The sequence below is a fragment of the Loigolactobacillus backii genome (assembly GCF_001663675.1).
GTDB classification, from domain to species: domain Bacteria; phylum Bacillota; class Bacilli; order Lactobacillales; family Lactobacillaceae; genus Loigolactobacillus; species Loigolactobacillus backii.
This window is the reverse complement of sequence record NZ_CP014873.1, coordinates 2,151,869-2,173,690: the sequence shown is the minus strand read 5'-3', so window position 1 is coordinate 2,173,690 and position 21,822 is coordinate 2,151,869. Positions and strand designations below refer to the sequence as shown.

The following is a 21,822-nucleotide window of genomic DNA, read 5'->3' as shown; positions in this document are numbered from 1 at the left end:
GGCGTTTATAATGAAATTAGCAGTTGATGCGATGGGCGGCGACAACGCACCCAAGACAATTATTGAAGGTGTTGAACGTGCCCGGGATAAATTCCCTGATATTGAGTTTCAGCTATACGGTGACGAAAAGAAAATTCGCGCAGAAATCAAATCAGAAACAAGATTAACGGTTGTTCCCACAACGGAAGAAATTTTAGATACTGAGGAGCCAGTTCGCGCCGTTCGCCGTAAGAAGGATGCATCGATGGTTGTTGCCGCCCAGGCAGTTAAGGCGGGCAAAGCTGACGCAATTTTTTCAGCGGGGAGTACCGGGGCACTATTGGCCTCTGGGTTATTTATTATTGGCCGAATTAAAGGAATTGATCGGCCAGGCTTAATGCCGACCTTGCCTGATTTTAAGAATGATGGCCAGTTCAATATCTTGGATATTGGTGCTAACGCTGATACAAAACCAGATAATCTTTACCAGTATGCGGTATTAGGTAACTATTACGCTAAAAATATGCGCCAAATTGATAATCCCCGGATTGCGTTATTAAATAATGGCACGGAACCTGAAAAAGGCGATTTAGTGCATAAAGCGGCCTATCAACTCCTAGCGGCCAATCCAGATTTGAATTTCATTGGGAACATTGAGGCCCGTGAATTATTAAACGGTGCGGCGGACGTTGTTGTGACGGATGGTTTTACTGGTAACGCGGCCTTGAAATCAATTGAAGGTACAGCAATGGCGGTTATGCGTCTACTTAAAAAGACAATCTTGGCTAGTGGCACTCGGGGTAAACTTGGTGGGCTCCTGTTAAAGCCAAGTTTAAATACGATGCGGGATGCCTTTGATTACTCGCGCTATGGTGGGGCAGTATTACTTGGTTTGCAGGCTCCAGTGGTTAAAACTCACGGGACGGCCTCACCAGATGCCGTCTATTACACGGTTAGTCAAATTCGCGACATGGTGCAAAATAATGTTGTCACTGATGTAGTGGACTATTTTGGCAAACATCAATTAGAAAAGCATCCGGAAAATAAATAAGTTTGACTAGACAAGTTGTTTGAAAAACAGTAAACTACTTATGAACTTCGGCCATTTAGAATTTTTCTAAAGGGCTGCTTTGGGTTACACGATTAATTTTAGGTTAAGGCCTTAGGAGGAAAGCACATGTCTGATCAAGAGATCTACGATAAAATTGCCAAATTAATTGAAGATCATTTTGAACTGTCTGCGGATAAGATCACAATGAATTTAAATTTTAAAAAGGATTTAAACGCTGATTCAATCGATGTTGTTGAATTTGTCTTAGAATTAGAAGACACTTTTGGCGCCGAAATTTCTGATGACGATGCTGAAAAGCTCGTTACTGTGGGCGATGCGGTCGCTTACGTTCAAAGTCACCAAAAGTAAATCGATTTTATTAAGGCAAAGGATTCTATGTTTAGTGCGGACACTAAATTAGTTGAAGTCCTTTGCTTTTTTATTTGCCCCGGCTACTGTTGAGTAGGATTTTGAAGCGAAGAACGGTATAATTTAAATGGATATATCTGAAAAGGGATGGAAATTCAATTTAATAACACAATGTCAACTGGCCAGCGTTTTGTGGTTTAAATTAGTAACGGCCTACTTTCTGTTGTCAGGTGGCAACTACTTCATAAACGGTAATCGATTGTTACGCGGGTGTAGCGGTTTGTGGACAGTGTCGCCGGGAGCTGGCGGTTTTAAGCGGCTCAAATATTACACCGGCGGGTAGACAGTTGCCATTTCAGAATGGAATCTAGGCACTTTCTAAGCAGTTTTCAGAAACTAAAAATAAAGGAGTACTATTGTGAACGAAAAATTTTTAAAGGAACTCAAGGCCAAATTCGGTATTGAGTACCATAATCTTGCGTTACTTGAAGAGGCATTTACCCAGTCTTCATACGTTAACGAGCACCCTGAGTTACAGTTACAAGATTACCAGCGGATCGAGTTTTTAGGCGACGCTGTAATGGAACTAACTGTGTCCGATTATTTGTATAAAAAGTACCCTAATTATCCTGAAGGTAAATTAACCCGCTTACGGGCTGCAATTGTCTGTGAGGATAGTTTTAGTGCTTTTGCGCGTGAATGTCACTTTGATCAGTACATTCTACTGGGTAGGGGCGAAGAAAAGAACGGTGCCCGTAACCGCAATTCGCTACTATGTGATATTTTTGAAAGCTTTGTTGGTTCACTTTACCTTGATCAAGGTAAAGCCGCTGTGACAAAATTTGTGCAGCAGGTTGTTTTTCCTAAGGTTGAAGCAGGGGCCTTTTCATACGTGATGGATCACAAAACAAACTTACAAGAGTATTTACAAAAAGATGGCGAAGTTGAAATTAGTTATCATTTAGTTGCTGAGGCAATGCCAACTAATAACCAACAATTTACGGTTGAGGTTGTTGCCAAAAGTAAGGTATTAGGTACGGGATCAGGTCACACTAAGAAGGCTGCTGAGCAAGTGGCAGCAGAGGTGGCGTTAGACCGTTTACTAGGTCATGCGTAAAGGGGAACAGAAGTGTGCAGCTTAAGACGTTAGAAATAAATGGATTTAAATCATTTGCGGATAAAACCGTTATTAACTTCAATTCTGGAATTACAGGAATCGTTGGGCCTAATGGTTCAGGAAAAAGTAATATTACGGAGGCTATTCGTTGGGCCCTAGGTGAGCAATCGGCGAAGAGTCTTCGTGGTGGCAAGATGCCTGATGTGATTTTTGCTGGTTCAAGCGCGCGTAAGCCACTTAATCGGGCGGAAGTAACCTTAACTTTTAGTAATCACGATCACGCTTTAAAGACAAGTTTCGAGGAAGTTAGCGTCATGCGTTCGTTGTACCGGGATGGCACCTCGGCGTTTTATATTAACCAAAAGCCCTGCCGGTTAAAGGATATTGTGAATTTATTTATGGATTCTGGCCTTGGGCGAGAATCCTTTTCCATTATTTCCCAGGGAAAAATTGCGGCAGTTTTCAACAGTAAACCAGAGGATCGGCGGGGAATTATCGAGGAGGCCGCTGGGGTTGTTAAATATAAGCAGCGTAAGCATGAAGCCACTGGTCAATTAGATGAAACCGCGGTTAACCTTAACCGCGTCGCAGATATTATTGTGGAATTAAAGGATCAAGTGGAGCCATTAAAAGAGCAGAGTAGTTTGGCCAAGGATTATTTGGCGCAAAAAAAGCAGTTGGACGAAGTAACTAAAACACTTTTGGTTCGGCAAATTGATGAACAAGTGGTGGCAAAAAAACAACAGCAGACTGAGCTCAAGGAGACGCGTGAAAACCTTGAACAGGCAAAACAGAATCAAGCTGCCTTTGCACAACAAGTAACAACGCAAAAGCAGCAACAACAGCAATTGGAGTTGGAATTGGATCAATTACAGCAACAGCGGCTGACGTTGACCAAGCAACAGGCTGATGTTAGTGGTCAGCAGCAATTAGCTGGCGAGCGGCGGAAAGTTGTTCAGGAAAAGGTTGCTAATTTAATGACAACTATTACAACTAAACAGCAACAATTAAGTGAACAAACTGACCTAGTTGCGCGTAATACACAATTATTAACGGAAAAACAGCAACAAGTGGCTCAACAAGAAAAACAGCTTGACCTGCAACAAGACGGCTCGTTGAGTGCCTCCAAGCGGAAACAACAAATTGAAAATTTACGAAATCAATACATTGACCAGATGCAGCAACAAACAACTTTGCATAACGAGGCTGCCTACCTACAAAAACAATTGACGCAAGAAAATGCGGTGAACAAAAAGCAGCAGAATCAATCCAGTGCCGCGCAACAACGGGCTGCTAAAGTAGTTGCAGAATTAGATGCGGCTCAAAAGGCGTTTGAACAGGCCAATGAGCGTGAGCAGACGTTAACAAAACAGTTAACGGATTTGACGCAGTTGCACCAAAGGCATAATCAGCAATATGATCAGGCTCAAAAAAATTGGTATCAGGCGTTGGCAATTATGCAGAAGGCCGAAGCTAAGCAGTCTAGTTTTGCCGAAATGAAGCAGGATTACGCCGGTTTTTATGCAGGCGTTCGTGGCGTTTTAAAAAACCGGCGTCAACTTAATGGGATTGTCGGAGCAGTGGCCGAGTTAGTGGAAGTTCCCGAAAAATATAATACTGCCATTGAAACGGCCTTAGGCGGACAATTACAATCGGTTGTTGTTGAAAATCAGAGTGCCGGTAAGGCCGCCATTCAATTTTTAAAACAAAAGCAATTAGGAAGGGCTACCTTTTTGCCCTTGGATGTTGTGCACGCTGCAGGTTTGACGCAGGCGCAATTAACTGAAGTGCGGCAAGTTACTGGTTTTGTAGGGATCGCGGCCGACCTGGTCACCTATGATCAACGAATTGCGCCAGTTATTCGCCATTTACTGGGTCGAATTGTTATCGCTAAAGATATTACGGCTGCGATTCAAATTGCCAATCAATTACAGCACCGAATTCGGGTTGTTTCCCTTAGTGGCGACGTTATGAATCCCGGGGGCTCAATGACTGGTGGCGGTGCAACCAAACGCGGTGGTTTGCTGGCTCGTGAGTTGGAACAGCGCCAGTTGGCTGAAAAACTCCATGCTATGCAATTACAGTTAGACGATAAAGAGACCGCCTTAAAAACGGCCAAGGCTACTTTGAAAAAAGAAGAAGCACAACAAGTTACTTTACGCCAACAACAGCAAACCTTAACCAAGCAAAATACAACAGCCGCAACCACGATTGCGACGTTGAAAACGCAGCAGGCACAATTTACCCAGCAGCAACAGGCTAGTCTTTACGAAAAGCAACAACAGGCTGTGACTAAAAAACAAGTTGAACAGCAGTTGGCCACTAACACGACTAAGACGACCGCGTTGGTAACGGCCATGGCAACGCTTGATAAGCAACTTCAACAGGCCCAGACTGATCTTACGGCCTATGAGGCTAATCAAAATCAAACGGCCAAGCAGCGACAAGCGGCACAAACGAGTTTGGCGGTTGCTAAAGAACAATTGCAACACTTGAAAAAAGAACAGCGTGAAGGCCAAGCACGTAAAGAGGACTTCGCTTCGGATTTACGTACGGCACAGCAAGAAAAGGAACAACTGACTAAGCAGCTTGCCCAAACTGGCACGACGACAGATTCAGTAAAGGCTAAATTGGCTAAAATTGAACAGCAACTGGGGCAACAAACAACCGCGATTACGGCCAAGCAGCAAAAACGGGCGACAATTGCTACGGCGCTAGAACAGCAACAGTTGCAATTGGATCACGCACAGGCAGTTGTGCAGCAGCAAGACGCCAAATTAACGCAGGTAACGGCGAACGTGGCGGATCTTAATCAACAAATTAATCACGCGCTAACCACACTTTCGGAAACCTATGAATTAAGTTATGCGGCTGCTGAAGCGGCTGCCTTGTCAACGGCGACGGCGGAACTACGTCAGCAGGCCAAATTATTACAAATGGGTCTCGATGATATTGGCACGGTTAACCTAGGGGCAATTTCTGAATACGAGCGATTGAAGAAACGGTATGATTTCTTGAATGAACAACGGCAGGATTTGTTAACGGCTAAAGAACAGTTAACAACTACGATGACGGAAATGGATCAAGAAGTCATTCAACGTTTTAAAACAACCTTTGACCAAGTTGCCGCTGCCTTTAGTGAAACTTTTCCAAAAATGTTTGGTGGCGGTCAGGCTTCGCTTGCGTTAACCGACCCGCATGAGCTATTAACGACGGGCATTGAAATTATCGCACAGCCACCAGGTAAAAAATTGCAACAACTAAGCCTGCTTTCTGGTGGGGAGCGTGCTTTAACGGCCATCACATTATTATTTGCGATTATTAAAGTTCGGCCGGTACCTTTATGTATTTTGGATGAAGTCGAGGCGGCATTAGATGATGCCAATGTGGACCGTTTCGGTCGTTTTTTGCAGCATTACGATAAAAATACGCAATTTGTTGTCATCACGCACCGCAAAGGAACGATGATGGCAATGGACGTTTTGTACGGCGTTGCCATGCAGGAATCTGGTGTGTCGCACATGGTTTCAGTTTCACTCAAAGAAGCAACGGAGGTAGTACAGCAATGATTAAAATGATTGCGTTGGACCTAGATGGAACGTTACTAAATAGTCAAAAGCAAATTAGTCCGCGAACAGTTGCCACATTGCACCGCTTACAGCAGCAAGGGCTTAAAATTGTACTTTGCACTGGCCGGGCAATTAACGCAATTTCGGACTACTTACAACAGCTTAATTTAATGCAGGCAGGAGAATTTGTTTCCACTTTTAATGGTGCCTTGGTACGCGCAACAATGCAAAAAACACCTCTGCTGCAAATTAACTTGGCCAAGAGTACAATGCAGCCATTGTTTACTTTTGCCCAGCAAGTTAAGTGGCCAGTGGATGTTTTGGATTTTGAACAAGTTTACCACATCACTGATTTCGGAGCGTCGCTTTATCAAGCAATGAATCCAAATTTGAAAGTGGTGGCCACAACCGCGACACAATTGCCGGAGCAGCATGATTATAGTAAACTAGTGATAGCAACGGAGCCAGAGCAGATTAACCAGGCTGTACCACGCTTACCTGAGGAATTAAAGGCAGAATTTAACGTTGCTTCATCCCGAACTAATTTGCTGGAATTTGTACCTAAGACAGTAACTAAGGCGAATGCTTTAGATGTTTTGTTGGCCCACCTTGGTTGGGATCGCGGCAATTTAATGGCGTTTGGCGATCAGGCCAATGATTTGTCCATGATAGCAGCAGCTAACGTGGGGGTGGCCATGGCCAACGCAATTCCAGCGGTTAAGGCCGTAGCTGGGCAAACAACATTGACCAATGATCAAGACGGGGTGGCCGTATTTCTGGACGATTACTTTCAACTTAATTGAGGAAGGAAATGCTTAAATGGGATTATTTGATCGAATTAAACATGCCTTTAGTGGCAATAAACCTGAAGAAGAAACAAAAACTGAAGCGAAATACGACAAAGGATTAGAAAAAAGTCGTAAAACTTTTGGCGAACGAATGAACGCGCTATTTGCTAACTTCCGGTCAGTTGATGAGGCCTTCTTCGATGATTTAGAGGAAACCTTGATTGGCGCCGATGTTGGCTTTGACATGGCCGTCCGAATTAGTGATGAACTTCGTGAGGAAGTTAAGCTGCGTAATGCTAAGAGTCAACAAGAAGTTGCACAGACGATTGTTGAAAAACTCGTTGATATCTATGATGAAGAGGGTAAGGACGAAAAAAATACCATCAATTTTGCGCCAACTGGGCCAACGGTGATTTTATTTGTTGGGGTCAATGGGGCAGGTAAAACCACCACAATTGGTAAGCTGGCCCACCAGTACCAAGAAGACGGTAAAAAAGTCGTGTTAGCTGCTGGTGATACCTTTCGGGCGGCTGCAACTGAGCAATTAGAAGTTTGGGGGCAGCGTGCGGGCGTGCCGGTGGTCAGTGGTAAGGCCCAAAGTGACCCGGCGGCAGTTGTGTTTGATGCCGTCAAAAAGGCTAAGAATGAAGACTTTGATGTTTTGTTGGTCGATACTGCTGGTCGTTTGCAGAATAAAGTTAACTTGATGAAGGAATTAGAAAAAATCAAACGTGTGATTAGTCGTGAAATTCCGGATGCACCGCAAGAGGTATTGTTAGTTTTAGACGCAACCACTGGTCAAAATGCTTTAATTCAGGCCAAACAGTTTAAAGAAACCACCGATGTAACGGGACTTGTTTTAACTAAACTAGATGGTACAGCTAAGGGCGGTATTGTCCTAGCAATTCGCAATGAGCTTCACCTACCCGTTAAGTTAGTCGGCTTGGGTGAACAAATTGATGACTTACAGGCTTTTGATCCAAATGAGTTTGTTTATGGCTTGTTTAAGGGATTGATTACGGATGAACCGGCAAAAGAAAATGAATAACTGAGATTAGTCGTTTGTTAAGCTTGCAGTGTAAAAATTTTACAACGCAAAAAAAGGGTTGTTGCTATCCAAATTAGGATAACAACAACCCTTTATATCTAAATTCTATTTAGCTGTTTTTGGAGAACGAATCCAGCCTAAGAAGAATTGAAGTACGATTAAAGCAACGTTAATCCAGTTGTTGATGTACAACCACGGGGTTTGAACGACTTTTTGTGAAGACGAAGCGAGTGCCCACTTGATAAAACCATTGTCGGCAAAGGCCCATTGAACTAAAATACCAAAGATAAGTGCGAAAATATTTAGTAACATGAAGCCCCAAAGATTGCCACGTTCACCACTTGCTAAGAACTTGATTGAAAAGAGTACATTCCAAACCAACCAAACGGCAAGAAGAATCACGGAACCCCAATAAATAATAACTGGTACCATTAGTGTTTACCTCCTTTATGTAATTACCTTTATTTTAGCAGACTTTAGGTCAAAAAACAGACTAAATCTGTGAACGCTACCAATTTTATTACTTTGTTCCCTTAATTTCAAATCGGTTACGGCTATGATTGACTTTTAAAGTTGATTTAGGGTAATCTTATTAAGTATGGCACAAGTTACTGATCGTCATTGGAGAAAAATATAATGGAAATTGCAAAAAATGATCGAGTTAATTCACTATTTGATTTTTACGCGTCACTTTTAACGAAAAAACAGTATAATTATTTACAGCTTTATTACGCTGACGATTATTCTTTGGGCGAGATTGCTGAAGAGTTTAGCGTGAGTCGGCAGGCCGTTTACGACAATATTAAGCGGACGGAAAAGATTCTCGAAGACTACGAGGCCAAGTTACATTTACTGGCCGATTTTAAAGTGCGCAATGCGACTTTGGATCGTTTGGTTGCGTACGTTAACGCTAATTATCAAAAAGATGCAAAATTAGAACGATTAGTTCATGATTTGGCTAAGGACGAAGAAGATTAAATTTAAAGAGTAGGTGACATTATGGCATTTGAAGGTTTGACTGAACGGCTACAAAATGCAATGAGTAAATTACGCCGTAAAGGTAAGATATCTGAGAGTGATGTTAAGGACGCCATGCGTGAAATACGTTTGGCCTTATTAGAAGCCGACGTTAACTTTGGGGTTGTGAAGGATTTTGTTAAGACCGTTCGGGAACGAGCAGTTGGAACCGAAGTTTTAGATAGTTTATCGCCAGCACAGCAAATTGTTAAAATTGTTGATGAAGAACTAACTAAAGTTATGGGGGACGAAGCCGTTCCGCTGAATAAATCAGCACACATTCCAACGATCATTATGATGGTTGGGCTGCAAGGTGCTGGTAAAACAACGACGGCGGCTAAGTTAGCGGGTTATTTAAAGAAGAATGATAACGCCCGGCCTTTATTTATTGCGGCCGATATTTACCGTCCAGCGGCCATTGATCAGTTACAAACAGTTGCCCGGCAAGTTGATGCCCCCGTTTTTGAAATGGGAACTGATACTGATCCGCGGGAAATTGTGCGCCAAGGCTTGGCTAAGGCTGCCGAGGATAAGAATGATTACGTGATTATTGATACCGCCGGCCGTTTACAAATTGACGAAAAGTTAATGCAGGAATTGCAAGACATTAAGGAAATTGCTAAACCTGATGAAATTCTTTTAACGGTTGACGCGATGACTGGTCAAAATGCCGCTAACGTTGCGAAAAGTTTTGACGAACAGTTAACGATTACCGGGGTTGTCTTAACTAAATTAGATGGTGATACTCGTGGTGGTGCTGCGCTTTCGATTCGTGCCGTTACTGGGAAGCCAATTAAATTTACCGGCCAAGGTGAAAAACTAACTGATCTTGACGTTTTCCATCCTGATCGAATGGCTAACCGAATTCTTGGGATGGGCGATATGCTAACCTTGATTGAAAAGGCCCAAACTGACTACGATGAGAAAAAAGCCACTGCACTTGCTGAAAAAATGCAAGAAAATACGTTTGACTTCAATGATTTCATTGATCAACTTGATCAGGTGCAGAATATGGGTGGCGTTCAGGATATCATGAAGATGATTCCGGGGATGTCGAAGATGCCCGGAATTGAGAACGTTCAAATGGGGCCTAAAGAGATGGGGCACATGAAGGCTGTCGTTTATTCAATGACACCGGCAGAACGAACTAATCCTGATATATTAAATCCAAGTCGCCGGCGTCGGATTGCAGCCGGATCAGGCCGCTCGATTCAAGAAGTTAACCGAATGATTAAGCAATTTAACGAATCCAAGAAAATGATGAGTAAGATGTCCAACGGTAATTTTTCTGGAATGGACCAAATGTTTGGTAAAGGCATGTCCGGGCGTTTAGGTAAAATGGCCATGAATTCGATGGTACGGAAACAAAAGAAAAATAAGCGTAAACAAATCAAGGCTTTACGCCGCCGTAAATAGGGTAATTGCTGCCTATTTTAATTAGCCAGATGTAAACTAATTGGATAGAAAAAAGGTCCGCGAAGTTATTTTTCGCGGCCTGAAATGACCCCCAGTATTGGATTTTAGTCTAATACTGGGGGTTTTACTATGACCAAAAAACAGTTTACTGCTTTGGCGGAATTAACCATAGCCGTATCAAACTGGTTTCAATATTATAATTTCACGCGAAACAAAACTGGGTGGTAAGAGCCCGAGTAAATACCGTGTTCTTACCACTCAACAAGTTACTTGAAGTTTCGTGGGAATTCACTTCAGGAACCTACTTTTTTAGTTATTTTTTTTGAAATAGGCAGTTTGCAAAATATTGTTTCCAACTAAAGTTATGAAAGTACGAATAAAGTATTCCTTAATATTTAATGATGCTCCTTGTCAAATTTAGAATGTGGCCGTGACAGATATAATTGAACACTTTACTAATGTAGAATTCGCTTTTTAGAAGTGAAATCAATGAATTAATTGTTAGAAAAGAATCCGTTTAGAAATCAAATGATTTCTAAACGGATTTTTTTAAAGACCTATGTAACAACTACTTTTATTGGCGGCAGATAAAAAAATTTCGAAAAAGACTTGCCTTGCAGTTACTTCAACCTAATATACTGCTCCTTGTGATCAAAATAAAGACATAACAGAGGAGCAAAAAAATCATGCAAAACAAATTTACTAAATACGAATTTGCTATTTTAGCGATCGTACTCGTCAGTTATTTTATGACGGTGTTAGATGTATCGGTGGTTATCACAGCGCTACCTAATATTCAGAGTGATCTACATTTATCAACGGCCAATTTGACTTGGGTGCAAAATGCCTACACGATTATTTTTGGTGGGTTACTATTATTAGGCGGTCGGCTAGGCGACATCATTGGCCGTAAACAAATTTTTAACTTAGGTCTAGTGATTTTTGGTATTGGGTCATTATTGGTTGGTTTGGCCAATAGTGCCACTTGGTTGATCATTGCCCGGGGTTTTCAAGGCACCGGTGCGGCAGCATTAGCACCATCGACCTTGGCGTTACTAATGGATAGTATTCCGGCCGGGCCAAAACGGATTCGTGCGGTGGCTGATTATGGGGCCGTGGCCGGTATCGGTGCTAGTTTAGGTTTAGTTATTGGTGGGTTGTTCGCCAGTTTATTAAGTTGGCGTTATGCATTTTTCGTTAATGTTCCTATCGCCATTGTGATGTTTATTTGGGCCAGCAAAACGGTACACGCGACTAAAGCACAAAAAGGTTCGTTTGACGGCATCGGTTCACTACTTTCTCTAGTTGGGATGGTTAGTTTAGTTTACGGAATCTTGTTAATCTCAGATAGTAACACGGCCTGGTATTGGATTATTGCAGCAGTCATTTTATTAGCGCTATTTGTTCTTCGTGAAGCTAAAGTAGCGCAGCCAATTATGCCATTACGTGTTTTTAAGAATAAAGAACGGACAGGCGCTTACTTAGCTCGGATGCTATTTTTAGGCGCGATGATGGCATTTTGGTTTTTTATTACGCAGTTCTTACAAAAGGTATACGGTTTTTCACCACTACTAGCTGGGATCGGTTTCTTTCCGATGACGATTGCAAATTTCATCAGCGCCTTGCAAGTTTCTCGCTGGACGGCCAAATTTGGTAACGGCATGACCTTAGTTGGTGGTTTAATATTGACCATTATTGGCATGTTTTGGCTGAGTTTTGCCGGTGCTAATGGCAACTATATTTTAACGATTGCGTTGCCAATGATCTTGATTGGTCTTGGTCAGGGTGCCGCATTAAGTCCGCTGACCACAGCCGGAATTGCTGATATTGAACCACGGGATACTGGCGCCGCTTCTGGCGTCGTCAACGTGGCCCATCAAGTCGGTGGCTCATTGGGCTTGGCTATTCTGGTCGTACTGGGGACAGCCTTGGCTGGAACAAATAATTTGGTTTTACGGACTGATTGGGCCTTGCGCGGCGGTGTTGGATTTCTGATTGTTGCATTGCTCTTGACGATTATTTTGATTGTACCAAAAAAACAAAATAACTAACGCTGCGTGATTGTAAAGTGGGAAGGAGAGTGATTTTTATGACTAGCCAAACACTGAGTCTTCAAACTGGAATTTCTAAATCAAAACTTAAATTCTATCAAAATTCGGCTTTGATACCCGATTCAAAACTGTTTACTCAGCGACAAATTATTGATTTTGTGAAATTTATTAATGAAATGTACGCTGTTGGGGTCAACTTAGATAAATTGAGGCGTTATGCGGAACTACAAAATGAGAAGCAAAGGCTAATTGCGGCCCAAACGACACTTTTAAAACAGACGTTAGTTCAATTGGATGAAAAACGTAATGATCTTAAGTTAGAGCTAGCACATGTAAATTATCTACAAGAAAATCAAAGTCTTGCGGAATGTGAGCTACGTCAATTAGAAAGTTGACCTAACACTAGATCAAATAGATAAGGAAGCTGTTTACAATGAGTCAAAATGAAACAGCAGTGAGAAATGGTATTTTCAAAATGGAACCTAAAAATGATGCTTTTGCGCAATATTTTTTAGGATAAAGTTATTTACAAGGTTTAGTTAATGACCCGAAGTTAATGTGGTGTTGGTAATGTGACTTTTGAGCCTGGTTGTCGTAATAACTGGCATCTTCAGCATAATGGATTCCAGATTTTGTTAGTCACAGGTGGTGAGGGCCGGTATCAGGAGGCAGATAGGCCAGCGCGTCATTTAGTTGCTGGTGATGTTGTGGTTACGCATGATGGTGTTAAACACTGGCACGGCGCAACAAAAGATAGTTGGTTTTCTCATATTGCCATTACAGCGGGAACGCCGAGCTTGAACCAATAACAGATGAGCAGTACGCTGCAGCGGATAAATAATAGCCAAACTAAAGAGAACCGACCACTAAGATTATGTGTCTTAGTGGTCGGTTCTCTTTAGTCTAGGGACTTAAAATTTAGCTTCGGCATCATTGGCCTTGGCAACTTGTTCGGCATGTTTGCGTTCTAGTTCTTGTAATTCTTTTTCTGATGCAACGACATGATCATAATAGTGATCTAGTTTATAGTGTAGGTGATCAATAGCTGATTGAATATCATCCCGTCGTTCTTCCATATCGCTTAATTGTTCTGCTAACAAGGCAATTTGTTCTTTGTCGTTATCTTCTTTTGAGTCGAATAATTCAATATAACGCCGTAGGTTTTCAATGGTCATGCCAGCGGCCCGCATCTGTTTAACAAAATTGATCCGGCGAATAATGCGAGCATCGATTTCGCGATTACCTGTTTCACTACGATCAATTGCGGGAATCAATAATTCCTTTTCATAGTAACGAATGGCGGCAGAGGAAACACCCGTTTGATTGCTAGCTTCTTTAATGTTCATATTTGCACCTCATTTAGTATTTCATAGCTTAAGTGTAACTCACTATGTTAGCTGGTTAAGCATAATTTGATTATGATTTTTTTAATAATCAGAGTTTCACACAGTTTGATTAATTTAATCAGTATTAAAGAAGTACTTTGGACGTTAAGTCTTGGTGCAATGCTTAGCGGTTTATTATTTGGTCGTTTATTCACTTGGCCGCAGGATCGTATTTTGGTCGTGGTTTTTACGTCATTAGCGTCAGCAATGGTGTTAATTGCAGTAGCCAATGTCATTTGGTTGACGATCATCGGCGTTCATTTATTTTTCCCATGAATCTTGAACGCAGTGAATTTAGAAGGTAATGGTAATACTTTGGCCACTTCGTTGATCCTGATTGCAGATAACTTGGTCGATTCTTTGTCACCTTATACTGCCTTATTGCTACAAAATGGCTTGCACATTGCTAGTATTCGTAATTTATTCTGGCTCAATACATTGGTATTTGTACTTTGGGCCATAGTTTTTGCGTTCATTAGTTGGCGGAAAAAAATAGTGTGACTAAATAATTCGTAAATCGGCCATTTTGGTCAGAAAAGTATAATTAATGGTTGCCTTACAGTAAGTGCAAGGGTATAAGCTTATTTTGAATTAAAAATTTAACTAATTTTGGAGGTCAAGATGATGGCAATTAGCAAAACGGCACAACAAAATCATGAAAATCTATTTCCCGGTTTGGTTTCAACATTAAAGCAAACTGATCCTAAACAAAGTGTTGTTGACATGTATCGTAAGCATAATCAGTCTATGGTTGCCGGTAATATTGACAAGTTAGGTGCCTTATTGGCGGATGATTTCCATTTGGTTCATATGACGGGCATGGTGCAGAGTAAGCAAAAGTGGCTTAGTGAAATTCAAAGTGGCCAAATGCATTATTTTTCGTCAACGGAAGACCATATTGCGGTGACTGAATTAACCGCTGAGCACGCAGTTTTAGTTGGTCAAAGCCAAGTTGACGCCAGTATTCATGGCTCACGGAACACGTGGCCATTACAATTAGAATTACATTTGAATAAGGTCAATGGGCAATGGTTGATCATGCACATTGATGCTAGCATGTATTGATCAGAAAAGGAGATTTAAGTATGAGTGTTTTTGCAGATTTACAAAATGGTCAAACTTACGATATTCGGGACGCAGATTATCAAAGTGAAGTGCACGGCGAAATTGATCGTTGTGATCATATTTGCTTTGAAATCAATAATACCGATCCGGTAAATAAAACGCGTTTAGTCGGCCTGGAAAATGAATTATTGGCTAACCAAATGCAAAACGGAACCTATTTCACGCCACCGATGCACATTGATTGTGCTAATAGCGTTCATTTAGGTGAAAATGTTTACGCTAATCACAGTTTAACCATGATGTCATTAGGCGGTATTACCATCGATAATGGGGTTATGTTAGGACCTGGCGTGGGCCTATTCACCGTCAACCACGAACCAAAGAATATTCGCGTGGTCAAAACTGGTGCCATTCATATTAAAAAGAATGCTTGGCTGGGCGCCCGGGTTAGTGTCTTACCTGGTGTTACCATTGGCGAAAATGCGATCATCGGAACTGGTGCCGTGGTCACAAAAGATATCCCAGCTAACAGTATTGCTGTGGGCACGCCTGCTAAAGTGATCAAAAAAATTGATTAAATTTTTAGCTAGAAAGGTCAGTGTGATCATGAAAATCACGTTTAACCACCAGGAATATCCACTAGTGCTTGAAAATAATCATACTAGTGTGGCACTACAAAAATGTTACCGCAAACGATAACGCTAAAACGGCGTGCAGATATTGAGTACTACGCTAAATTATCCCAACAGCCGGCAACAAACGGTGTAACAAACACATCGCAGATTCACGCCGGCGGATTATATTATTATCAAGACTGGAATGTGCTATCTTTTCAGTTGCAGGATGCCGACATCAAACCGTTTAAAATGATTTATTTAGGTGAATTAAATGCGGCATTGGTCAAAGTATTGCGTACAGCACGGCCTGAATTTAAAGCCGTGCTGAACAAAAATTAATTTAATCCTTGCCTTGCAGTTACTGCAAGGGATTATAGTTAAGTCAGTTAAATAAACAAAGCAAAATTTTAGGAGGTTTTACATGATGACAAATGTATTAATTATTGGCGCTACTGGTACAGTTGGTGGCACGACCCGGCAGTATTTGTTGGCTAACACAACGGATCAGTTAACCCTAATGGCCCGCAATACGCGACGTTTAGGAAATTTAAACGCTGACCGTGAACGCGCAATTGCAGGTAGTGTCACTGATAAAACAGCGCTACAGGATGCGTTGAAGGGACAAGATGTTGTCTTTGCTGCCTTAAGTGGCAACCTGCGGGCAATGGCGCAATCACTGGTTGCCGCAATGGATGAGGTTGGGGTTAAACGATTGTTATTTATCACTTCAATGGGTATTTACAATGAGATCCCAGCAGCAGTTGGGGCTTCCGGTAACTTGGCGTCTAATCCAGTTTTACAAACTTATCGCGATGCGGCCGATGTGATTGAAGCATCTGATCTAAATTATACGATTATTCGTCCTGGCTGGTTTGATAATGGCAACGACACCGCTTATCAAGTTACCCATAAAGGCGAACCATTTGGTGGGCACGATGTTTCCGTTGTTAGTATCGCTGATTTAGTTATGCGGCTGACCCATGATCCTAAGTTAGGGGCACGTGACAGTTTAGGCATCAACCGTAAATAAGGGCAACAACAAAGAATAGCGGATACTTTTGTGGTAAATTAAAGGGGTAGAAACTTATTTTTAGTGGCTTTTTGGTCGCTGCGCAAATTATTATTAAATTTGAAAGGAATTGAACGCCAAGCAATTTGGTTGGCGGTTCTGGGTATAAAAATTATGAAATCTGCAATTTTTGAAAAAGCTGGTCTAGTAACAGTTCAAGACGTTGATAAACCAAGTCTACAAGCTGCTGATGATGTGATCATCAAAGTCGTTCGGGCGTGTGTCTGTGGTTCTGATCTCTGGGCTTATGCGCATGGCGACAATAAAGAACCTCATTCTGTCAATGATGGGCATGAAGCGCTTGGTATCGTTGAAGAAGTGGGTTCTGCCATTACGACGGTGAAACCGGGCGACTTTGTGATCGCACCCTTTACTCATGGTTGTGGTGAATGTGATGCTTGTCTGGCTGGATTTGATGGGACTTGTGATCGCCATCAAGGTGGTACCAACTGGTCTAACGGTTTCCAATCAGAATATATCCGTTTCCAGTATGCAAACTGGGCTTTGATCAAGGTTCCTGGGCAACCATCTGACTACACAGAAGGAATGATCAACTCACTGACGACCTTAGCGGATGTGATGCCAACCGGTTATCATGCAGCGCGGTGTGCCAATGTTCAAAGAGGTGATAAAGTTGTTGTCATCGGTGACGGTGCCGTTGGTCAGTGTGCGGTTATTGCGGCGAAAATGCGTGGTGCTTCACAAATTGTTCTCATGAGTCGCCACGAAGATCGTCAGCAGATGGCGCTGCAGTCAGGTGCTACCGCTGTTGTCGCAGAACGTGGTGAAGAAGGCATTGCTAAGGTTCGTGCGTTGCTTGGTGGTGGCGCCGATGCTGCGCTTGAATGCGTGGGGACAGAGTCAGCGATTGACCAGGCGCTTGGTGTATTGCATAACGGTGGTCGGATTGGTTACGTCGGTGTACCACACTACAATAACCATGCCATGGGTTCAACCTTTGCACAAAATATTTCAGTAGCAGGTGGTTCCGCTTCTGTGACGACTTATGATAAACAATTTTTGCTGAAAGCAGTTCTTGATGGCAATATTAACCCTGGCCGTGTCTTTACCAAGACCTACCGCTTAAATGATATCAATCAAGCTTATCAAGATATGCAAAAGCGTAAAACAATCAAATCAATGGTCGTTGTATCTGACTAATTTTAGTAAGCAGAGCGTTTTTGGAAAAATGAAATTCAGACGCTATTTCATGGTGACTTACTGGACCACTCTTTTGTTGTCAAAATTCATTTTTTAATTAGCCAAATGTAAATTAATTGGCTAGAAAAAAGTCCGCGAAGTTATTTTTCGCGGACTTTTAATATAGAATGATTTAGCGTAATGACTTACGGTAACCAGCTGCTTGGGCCTCGGCCTCAGTATTAAAGTAAATCGCGTTAGCTGCATTCATGTGGTAACCAGATTGACCTGGAACGTGATAAATGTGGCTATTGAGATTACCAATAATTTCGCCTTGATTTCCGGTGGTAACATCGCCACTGGCCGATTCGGTTGTTTGGGGTGCCTGGGGTGTTTGGACGGCAGCAGTTGAGCTTGAACTTGAACTGCTAGTGGCCACTTCACTGGCACTAATTTGGCTAGTACCGTCATTATAGTTAAGCGTTACCCCATCTTCAATGTTGAAAATATAGACGTTGAAAGAAACGGCATTGCTACCAATCGATTGTGCTTGCATGTGGACACCGCGGGCCAGTAATTCGTTGCTTTTGAAAATAGGGGTTACGCGGTAACGAATGTAGCCACTAGGATTGGATTTTAGATAATAGGCAATATCATCTTCAAATCGCAGCATCTCGGGACTATTTAGGGAGCGGGTACCCGTGATCAAATTTTTAGGATTATTATTTTGACCGGTGAGCTGGTAACCGATTAAATGTGAGCGATTGTAGAGATAACCACTTTTAATTTTCTTATTACGCCAACCAGTGGGGTTCACGGTGAGTGGTTCGCGTTTGGCGTTTGGCATCAAACTTTTCTGTAACATTGCGTTAGCTGCCGTCGGTCGATTAAGCTTATCCAACTGCCCGTATTTTTGCCAGGCCCCCTTACTCGTTTTCAACGTCTTTTTAGAAAAAGTAGGGTGACTGTCGTTAATGTCAATCGTTTGAGTTCCAGCATAGTCTAAATTAGCGAGCTGCTTATTTGTCTTTTTACCACTAATTTGTTCGGTGCTAGAATTCGAGGCTGGTGCAGCTTGAGTGCTTGTACTAGCCGTCGCGTTAAACGTCAGCGAAAGTAAGGTGGCAACAACGGCCAATAACGGCCACTGTCGGTGTGGTTTACGAATCATCATGTAATTCCTCCAAAGTAAGTCAGCTTTTAACGTCCTCAGGCTTTGGACGTGTTTACTTATTAAATGATAAAGATTATTGTTGGTTTAAGCAATAATTATTTAGCGGCCGGTTTAATTGTCGTGCCAACATCCGCGAGAAGTGCTATTTTGGGGCAAGAACCTTAATTATAAACGCGCAATTAACATTGATTTTATCTGTAAAGAAAAAACTCTTTACAGATAGCAAAATAACTGGTATATTTATTAGCGTTGAAAAGATTCGAGGAGGTGCAAAGATGGCTGTTAAAATTCGTTTAAAGCGAATGGGTTCTAAGAAGCGCCCATTCTACCGGATTGTTATTGCCGATTCACGTTCACCACGTGATGGCCGTTTCATTGAAATGGTTGGTACTTATAATCCATTAGTTAACCCAGCACAAGTTAAGCTGGACGAAGATACGATTTTAGATTGGTTAGAAAAGGGTGCTCAACCTTCAGATACTGTTCGCAATATCTTATCTGACCATGGTATTATGCAAAAACTTCATGAAGCAAAATACGCAAAAAAATAGGGTTTAATCGATGACAGATGTGAAAGAACTGATTAAAACAATCGTTCAGCCACTTGTCACCCAACCTGATGACATTGAGATTGTGGAACATGAAACCGAGCGTTTTGTGGAATACGATCTGCATGTCAATCATGACGATATTGGTCGCATTATCGGTAAACAAGGTCGTGTGGCACAGGCGATCAGAACGATCGTTTATAGTGTAAAAGTACCGGGTAACAAACGAGTGCGTCTCAACATTATTGAATAATAGAGCACCTGAATAGACCAATTGGTTTGTTCAAGTGCTTTTTTATTAATGTTAGAAAATTAATTGATTAGAAGGGACCAAAAGATGGCCGAAGAATTTTATAACGTTGGTAAAATTGTTAATACTCACGGAATTGCCGGTGAAGTTAGGGTAATGGCAACGACGGATTTCACTAAAGCACGCTTTAAACCGGGATCTAAATTGTATTTAACCTTAAATGGCGTTAAACAACAATTGACGATTAAAACACACCGAAAGCATAAAAAGTTTGATCTACTGAGTTTTGATGGTTTAGCGTCGATTAACGATGTTGAAAAGTTTAAAGGTAGTGACCTGCAAGTCGCCCGAACTGACCAGCAGGAATTAACACCAGGTGAAGGCTATTACTACCGCGATATTATTGGTTGTCGCATTATTGACCAAGCGACTAAGCAAGATCTAGGGACAGTCAAAGAAATTCTAAGCCCTGGTGCAAATGATGTTTGGGTTGTTCAGCGTCCAGGCAAGAAGGATTGGCTCCTGCCTTACCTTAAACAAGTGGTACTAAACGTTGATATAGCGGCTAAAGTAGTGATGATCGATTTACCGGAAGGATTAATTGACGATGCGAATTGATGTTTTAAGTTTATTTCCTGATATGTTTACAGGCGTTTTTAATGAATCAATTATTGGTAAGGCACAGGAACGTGGTTTACTGAACATTGATGTGACCGATTTTCGCCCGTATTCCGATGATACTAAGCACCATACGGTTGATGATTATCCGTACGGTGGCGGTGAGGGAATGTTATTGAAGCCCCAGCCGATTTATGCGGCCATGGCGGCCTTGAACCAGGCCCATCCAGGTAAAAAGCGGGTTATTTTGTTAGACCCAGCCGGTGTTCCTTTCACCCAAAAAGTTGCCCAGGATCTTTCCAAAGCAGAACATTTGGTCTTTATTTGTGGTCACTATGAAGGCTATGACGAACGAATCCGTAATTTAGTGACCGATGAAATATCTTTAGGCGATTACGTACTAACAGGCGGAGAACTTGGGGCAATGGTGATGATTGACACCACCGTCCGTCTATTACCGGGCGTACTGGGCAATGATCAATCCGCTTCCCACGATTCATTTGCTGACGGCCTTTTGGAACACCCCCAGTATACCCGGCCGGCGGATTTCGATGGCATGGCAGTGCCGGAAGTGCTAACTAACGGTAACCACCAACTGATTGCTCGGTGGGAAGAAAAGGAATCCTTGCGGCGAACTTATTTGCGCCGACCGGATTTGTTGAAAACAATTAAATTAACCCATGAGCAACAAGATCTTTTATGGGAAGTAAAAGATGAAGAGGCTAATCAAGCAACTGACTAAACAACCTTGTAAGTTTTAGATGACGCAGTGTAAAAAGGTTGGTTGCTTGATTTTAGGCCAATAAAAGCTTGTTAGCGCCAATTCGGTAACCAAATAACGGGTGCAGATACTCACCGTAACGGACGTACATAAAACGTTGTAAGTTATGTTGTTTTAATAGGAGAATTAATTCCCATAGATGTTTGGGTTTTGCCGTGTCAGCGGCGGTTAAGTAAATTTGCGGCTGTTTGGCGTCCACAATTTCTAAAGTACTCAGATTGATGAACTGAACTTGATCGACGATACCAGTTTTTTTACCGTGGCGGTTGGCGCCATACTCGTACTGAACAATGATTTGCTGGTTGGTACCACCTAGTAAAGTTAAAAAATCAACTATTCGCACGTGAATTCCTCCTTTACTTAAGAATGGCGTCTAATCTTTTGTACTGAATGCCAAATTTTTTAAACGCGCTTTAATTTGTATGGTGGTTAAAGTTAAACGAAAAGTGACGATTTACCTAAAACCGGCCAATTAATGGAATACGTGTTATTTAGCATAGACGATAGGCAGATAGTTCCGGGTAACTGCAAAGATGATTTTATTGAAATAGCTAGTAGTACTAAGGGGTAAAATGTCTATATTAGTTATCTATTTATTTCTTAAAACCTTGTCCTCCGCCACTCAATTGAATTTAGTATAGCATAGTCAATTGGTGACTTTTAGTTGTTTGATCGTGTAAAGATTGTTTGGTATCAGGATCTGTTTTTGTGCTGAACGATTGAAGCAATTACTTTTTACTGGAACTTAGTGGCCGCGGGGACACAGATTT

The 21,822-nt window shown here is 41.9% G+C and carries 24 protein-coding genes and 1 pseudogene; 21 read left to right on the top strand and 4 right to left on the bottom strand.

Annotated features, from left to right (window positions below; translation table 11 throughout):
* Positions 1-10 precede the first annotated feature (10 nt).
* The 6 genes from plsX to ftsY all read left to right on the top strand — a co-directional run bounded on the left by plsX (position 11) and on the right by ftsY (position 7,921).
* The gene (gene plsX, locus AYR53_RS09860) at positions 11-1,030 is read left to right on the top strand and encodes a phosphate acyltransferase PlsX (RefSeq protein ID WP_068280445.1); all 1,020 of its coding nucleotides are present in this window, start codon (positions 11-13) and stop codon (positions 1,028-1,030) included.
* Between the two features lie 126 nt (positions 1,031-1,156).
* A complete protein-coding gene (gene acpP / locus AYR53_RS09855) occupies positions 1,157-1,399 on the top strand; it encodes an acyl carrier protein (RefSeq protein ID WP_068223900.1) in 243 nt (80 codons plus the stop codon).
* A gap of 418 nt (positions 1,400-1,817) precedes the next feature.
* Complete coding sequence (rnc, locus tag AYR53_RS09850) at positions 1,818-2,516, top strand: ribonuclease III (RefSeq protein ID WP_068223903.1); 699 nt, start codon at positions 1,818-1,820, stop codon at positions 2,514-2,516.
* A gap of 14 nt (positions 2,517-2,530) precedes the next feature.
* Positions 2,531-6,085, top strand: a complete 3,555-nt coding sequence (gene smc, locus AYR53_RS09845) for a chromosome segregation protein SMC (RefSeq protein WP_068280447.1) — start codon at positions 2,531-2,533, stop codon at positions 6,083-6,085.
* On the top strand, positions 6,082-6,888 hold the full coding sequence (locus AYR53_RS09840; protein ID WP_068280450.1) for a Cof-type HAD-IIB family hydrolase: 807 nt from the start codon (positions 6,082-6,084) through the stop codon (positions 6,886-6,888). The genes smc and AYR53_RS09840 overlap by 4 nt, the downstream gene beginning before the upstream one ends.
* A 16-nt stretch (positions 6,889-6,904) precedes the next feature.
* A complete protein-coding gene (gene ftsY / locus AYR53_RS09835; RefSeq protein WP_068223911.1) occupies positions 6,905-7,921 on the top strand; it encodes a signal recognition particle-docking protein FtsY in 1,017 nt (338 codons plus the stop codon).
* A gap of 105 nt (positions 7,922-8,026) precedes the next feature.
* On the opposite strand, the gene AYR53_RS09830 is transcribed toward ftsY, so the two are convergent.
* The gene (locus AYR53_RS09830; protein WP_068223914.1) at positions 8,027-8,353 is read right to left on the bottom strand and encodes a hypothetical protein; all 327 of its coding nucleotides are present in this window, start codon (positions 8,351-8,353) and stop codon (positions 8,027-8,029) included.
* Positions 8,354-8,557: 204 nt separating this feature from the next.
* Between AYR53_RS09830 and AYR53_RS09825 the strand changes: the two genes are divergently transcribed.
* From AYR53_RS09825 to AYR53_RS09805, 5 genes and pseudogenes are all read left to right on the top strand, one after another.
* A complete protein-coding gene (locus tag AYR53_RS09825; RefSeq protein ID WP_068223916.1) occupies positions 8,558-8,899 on the top strand; it encodes a putative DNA-binding protein in 342 nt (113 codons plus the stop codon).
* A 21-nt stretch (positions 8,900-8,920) separates the two neighbouring features.
* The gene (gene ffh, locus AYR53_RS09820) at positions 8,921-10,354 is read left to right on the top strand and encodes a signal recognition particle protein (protein ID WP_068223918.1); all 1,434 of its coding nucleotides are present in this window, start codon (positions 8,921-8,923) and stop codon (positions 10,352-10,354) included.
* A gap of 686 nt (positions 10,355-11,040) precedes the next feature.
* Complete coding sequence (locus AYR53_RS09815; protein WP_068280452.1) at positions 11,041-12,405, top strand: MFS transporter; 1,365 nt, start codon at positions 11,041-11,043, stop codon at positions 12,403-12,405.
* 38 nt (positions 12,406-12,443) lie between these two features.
* Complete coding sequence (locus tag AYR53_RS09810) at positions 12,444-12,800, top strand: MerR family transcriptional regulator (protein WP_068280455.1); 357 nt, start codon at positions 12,444-12,446, stop codon at positions 12,798-12,800.
* Positions 12,801-12,838: 38 nt separating this feature from the next.
* A pseudogene (locus AYR53_RS09805) lies at positions 12,839-13,246 on the top strand (cupin domain-containing protein).
* Positions 13,247-13,316: 70 nt separating this feature from the next.
* On the opposite strand, the gene AYR53_RS09800 reads toward AYR53_RS09805, so the two are convergent.
* Entirely contained in the window at positions 13,317-13,751 is a 435-nt protein-coding gene (locus tag AYR53_RS09800; protein WP_068280458.1) for a MerR family transcriptional regulator, read from the bottom strand.
* Between the two features lie 105 nt (positions 13,752-13,856).
* Between AYR53_RS09800 and AYR53_RS09795 the strand changes: the two genes are divergently transcribed.
* The 6 genes from AYR53_RS09795 to AYR53_RS09765 all read left to right on the top strand — a co-directional run bounded on the left by AYR53_RS09795 (position 13,857) and on the right by AYR53_RS09765 (position 17,702).
* Positions 13,857-14,066 carry a hypothetical protein gene (locus AYR53_RS09795; RefSeq protein WP_068223930.1) on the top strand — a complete coding sequence of 70 codons (210 nt, stop codon included), beginning with the start codon at positions 13,857-13,859 and terminating at the stop codon, positions 14,064-14,066.
* Positions 14,067-14,414: 348 nt separating this feature from the next.
* Positions 14,415-14,855, top strand: coding sequence for a nuclear transport factor 2 family protein (locus tag AYR53_RS09785; protein ID WP_082920466.1), 441 nt, complete (start codon positions 14,415-14,417; stop codon positions 14,853-14,855).
* Between the two features lie 20 nt (positions 14,856-14,875).
* Complete coding sequence (locus AYR53_RS09780; protein ID WP_068280464.1) at positions 14,876-15,433, top strand: DapH/DapD/GlmU-related protein; 558 nt, start codon at positions 14,876-14,878, stop codon at positions 15,431-15,433.
* 102 nt (positions 15,434-15,535) lie between these two features.
* Positions 15,536-15,811, top strand: a complete 276-nt coding sequence (locus tag AYR53_RS09775; protein WP_068280467.1) for a cyclophilin-like fold protein — start codon at positions 15,536-15,538, stop codon at positions 15,809-15,811.
* Between the two features lie 85 nt (positions 15,812-15,896).
* On the top strand, positions 15,897-16,502 hold the full coding sequence (locus tag AYR53_RS09770; RefSeq protein ID WP_068280470.1) for an NAD(P)H-binding protein: 606 nt from the start codon (positions 15,897-15,899) through the stop codon (positions 16,500-16,502).
* Between the two features lie 153 nt (positions 16,503-16,655).
* On the top strand, positions 16,656-17,702 hold the full coding sequence (locus AYR53_RS09765) for a zinc-binding dehydrogenase (protein WP_068281271.1): 1,047 nt from the start codon (positions 16,656-16,658) through the stop codon (positions 17,700-17,702).
* A 172-nt stretch (positions 17,703-17,874) separates the two neighbouring features.
* Here the strand turns inward: AYR53_RS09765 and AYR53_RS09760 are convergent, their stop codons facing one another.
* Positions 17,875-18,855: a DNA/RNA non-specific endonuclease gene (locus tag AYR53_RS09760; protein ID WP_100071125.1), complete on the bottom strand. Its 981-nt coding sequence runs from the start codon at positions 18,853-18,855 to the stop codon at positions 17,875-17,877.
* 275 nt (positions 18,856-19,130) lie between these two features.
* Here AYR53_RS09760 and rpsP point away from each other — a divergent pair, with 275 nt between their 5' ends.
* The 4 genes from rpsP (at position 19,131) to trmD (ending at position 21,013) form a co-directional block, all read left to right on the top strand.
* Positions 19,131-19,406 carry a 30S ribosomal protein S16 gene (gene rpsP / locus AYR53_RS09755; protein WP_068223942.1) on the top strand — a complete coding sequence of 92 codons (276 nt, stop codon included), beginning with the start codon at positions 19,131-19,133 and terminating at the stop codon, positions 19,404-19,406.
* A gap of 10 nt (positions 19,407-19,416) precedes the next feature.
* Entirely contained in the window at positions 19,417-19,656 is a 240-nt protein-coding gene (locus AYR53_RS09750) for a KH domain-containing protein (protein WP_068223946.1), read from the top strand.
* 84 nt (positions 19,657-19,740) lie between these two features.
* A complete protein-coding gene (gene rimM / locus AYR53_RS09745; protein WP_068280473.1) occupies positions 19,741-20,271 on the top strand; it encodes a ribosome maturation factor RimM in 531 nt (176 codons plus the stop codon).
* A complete protein-coding gene (trmD, locus tag AYR53_RS09740) occupies positions 20,261-21,013 on the top strand; it encodes a tRNA (guanosine(37)-N1)-methyltransferase TrmD (protein WP_068280476.1) in 753 nt (250 codons plus the stop codon). The genes rimM and trmD overlap by 11 nt, the downstream gene beginning before the upstream one ends.
* A gap of 52 nt (positions 21,014-21,065) precedes the next feature.
* On the opposite strand, the gene AYR53_RS09735 is transcribed toward trmD, so the two are convergent.
* Positions 21,066-21,395, bottom strand: coding sequence for a hypothetical protein (locus AYR53_RS09735; RefSeq protein ID WP_068280479.1), 330 nt, complete (start codon positions 21,393-21,395; stop codon positions 21,066-21,068).
* Positions 21,396-21,822: the final 427 nt, after the last annotated feature.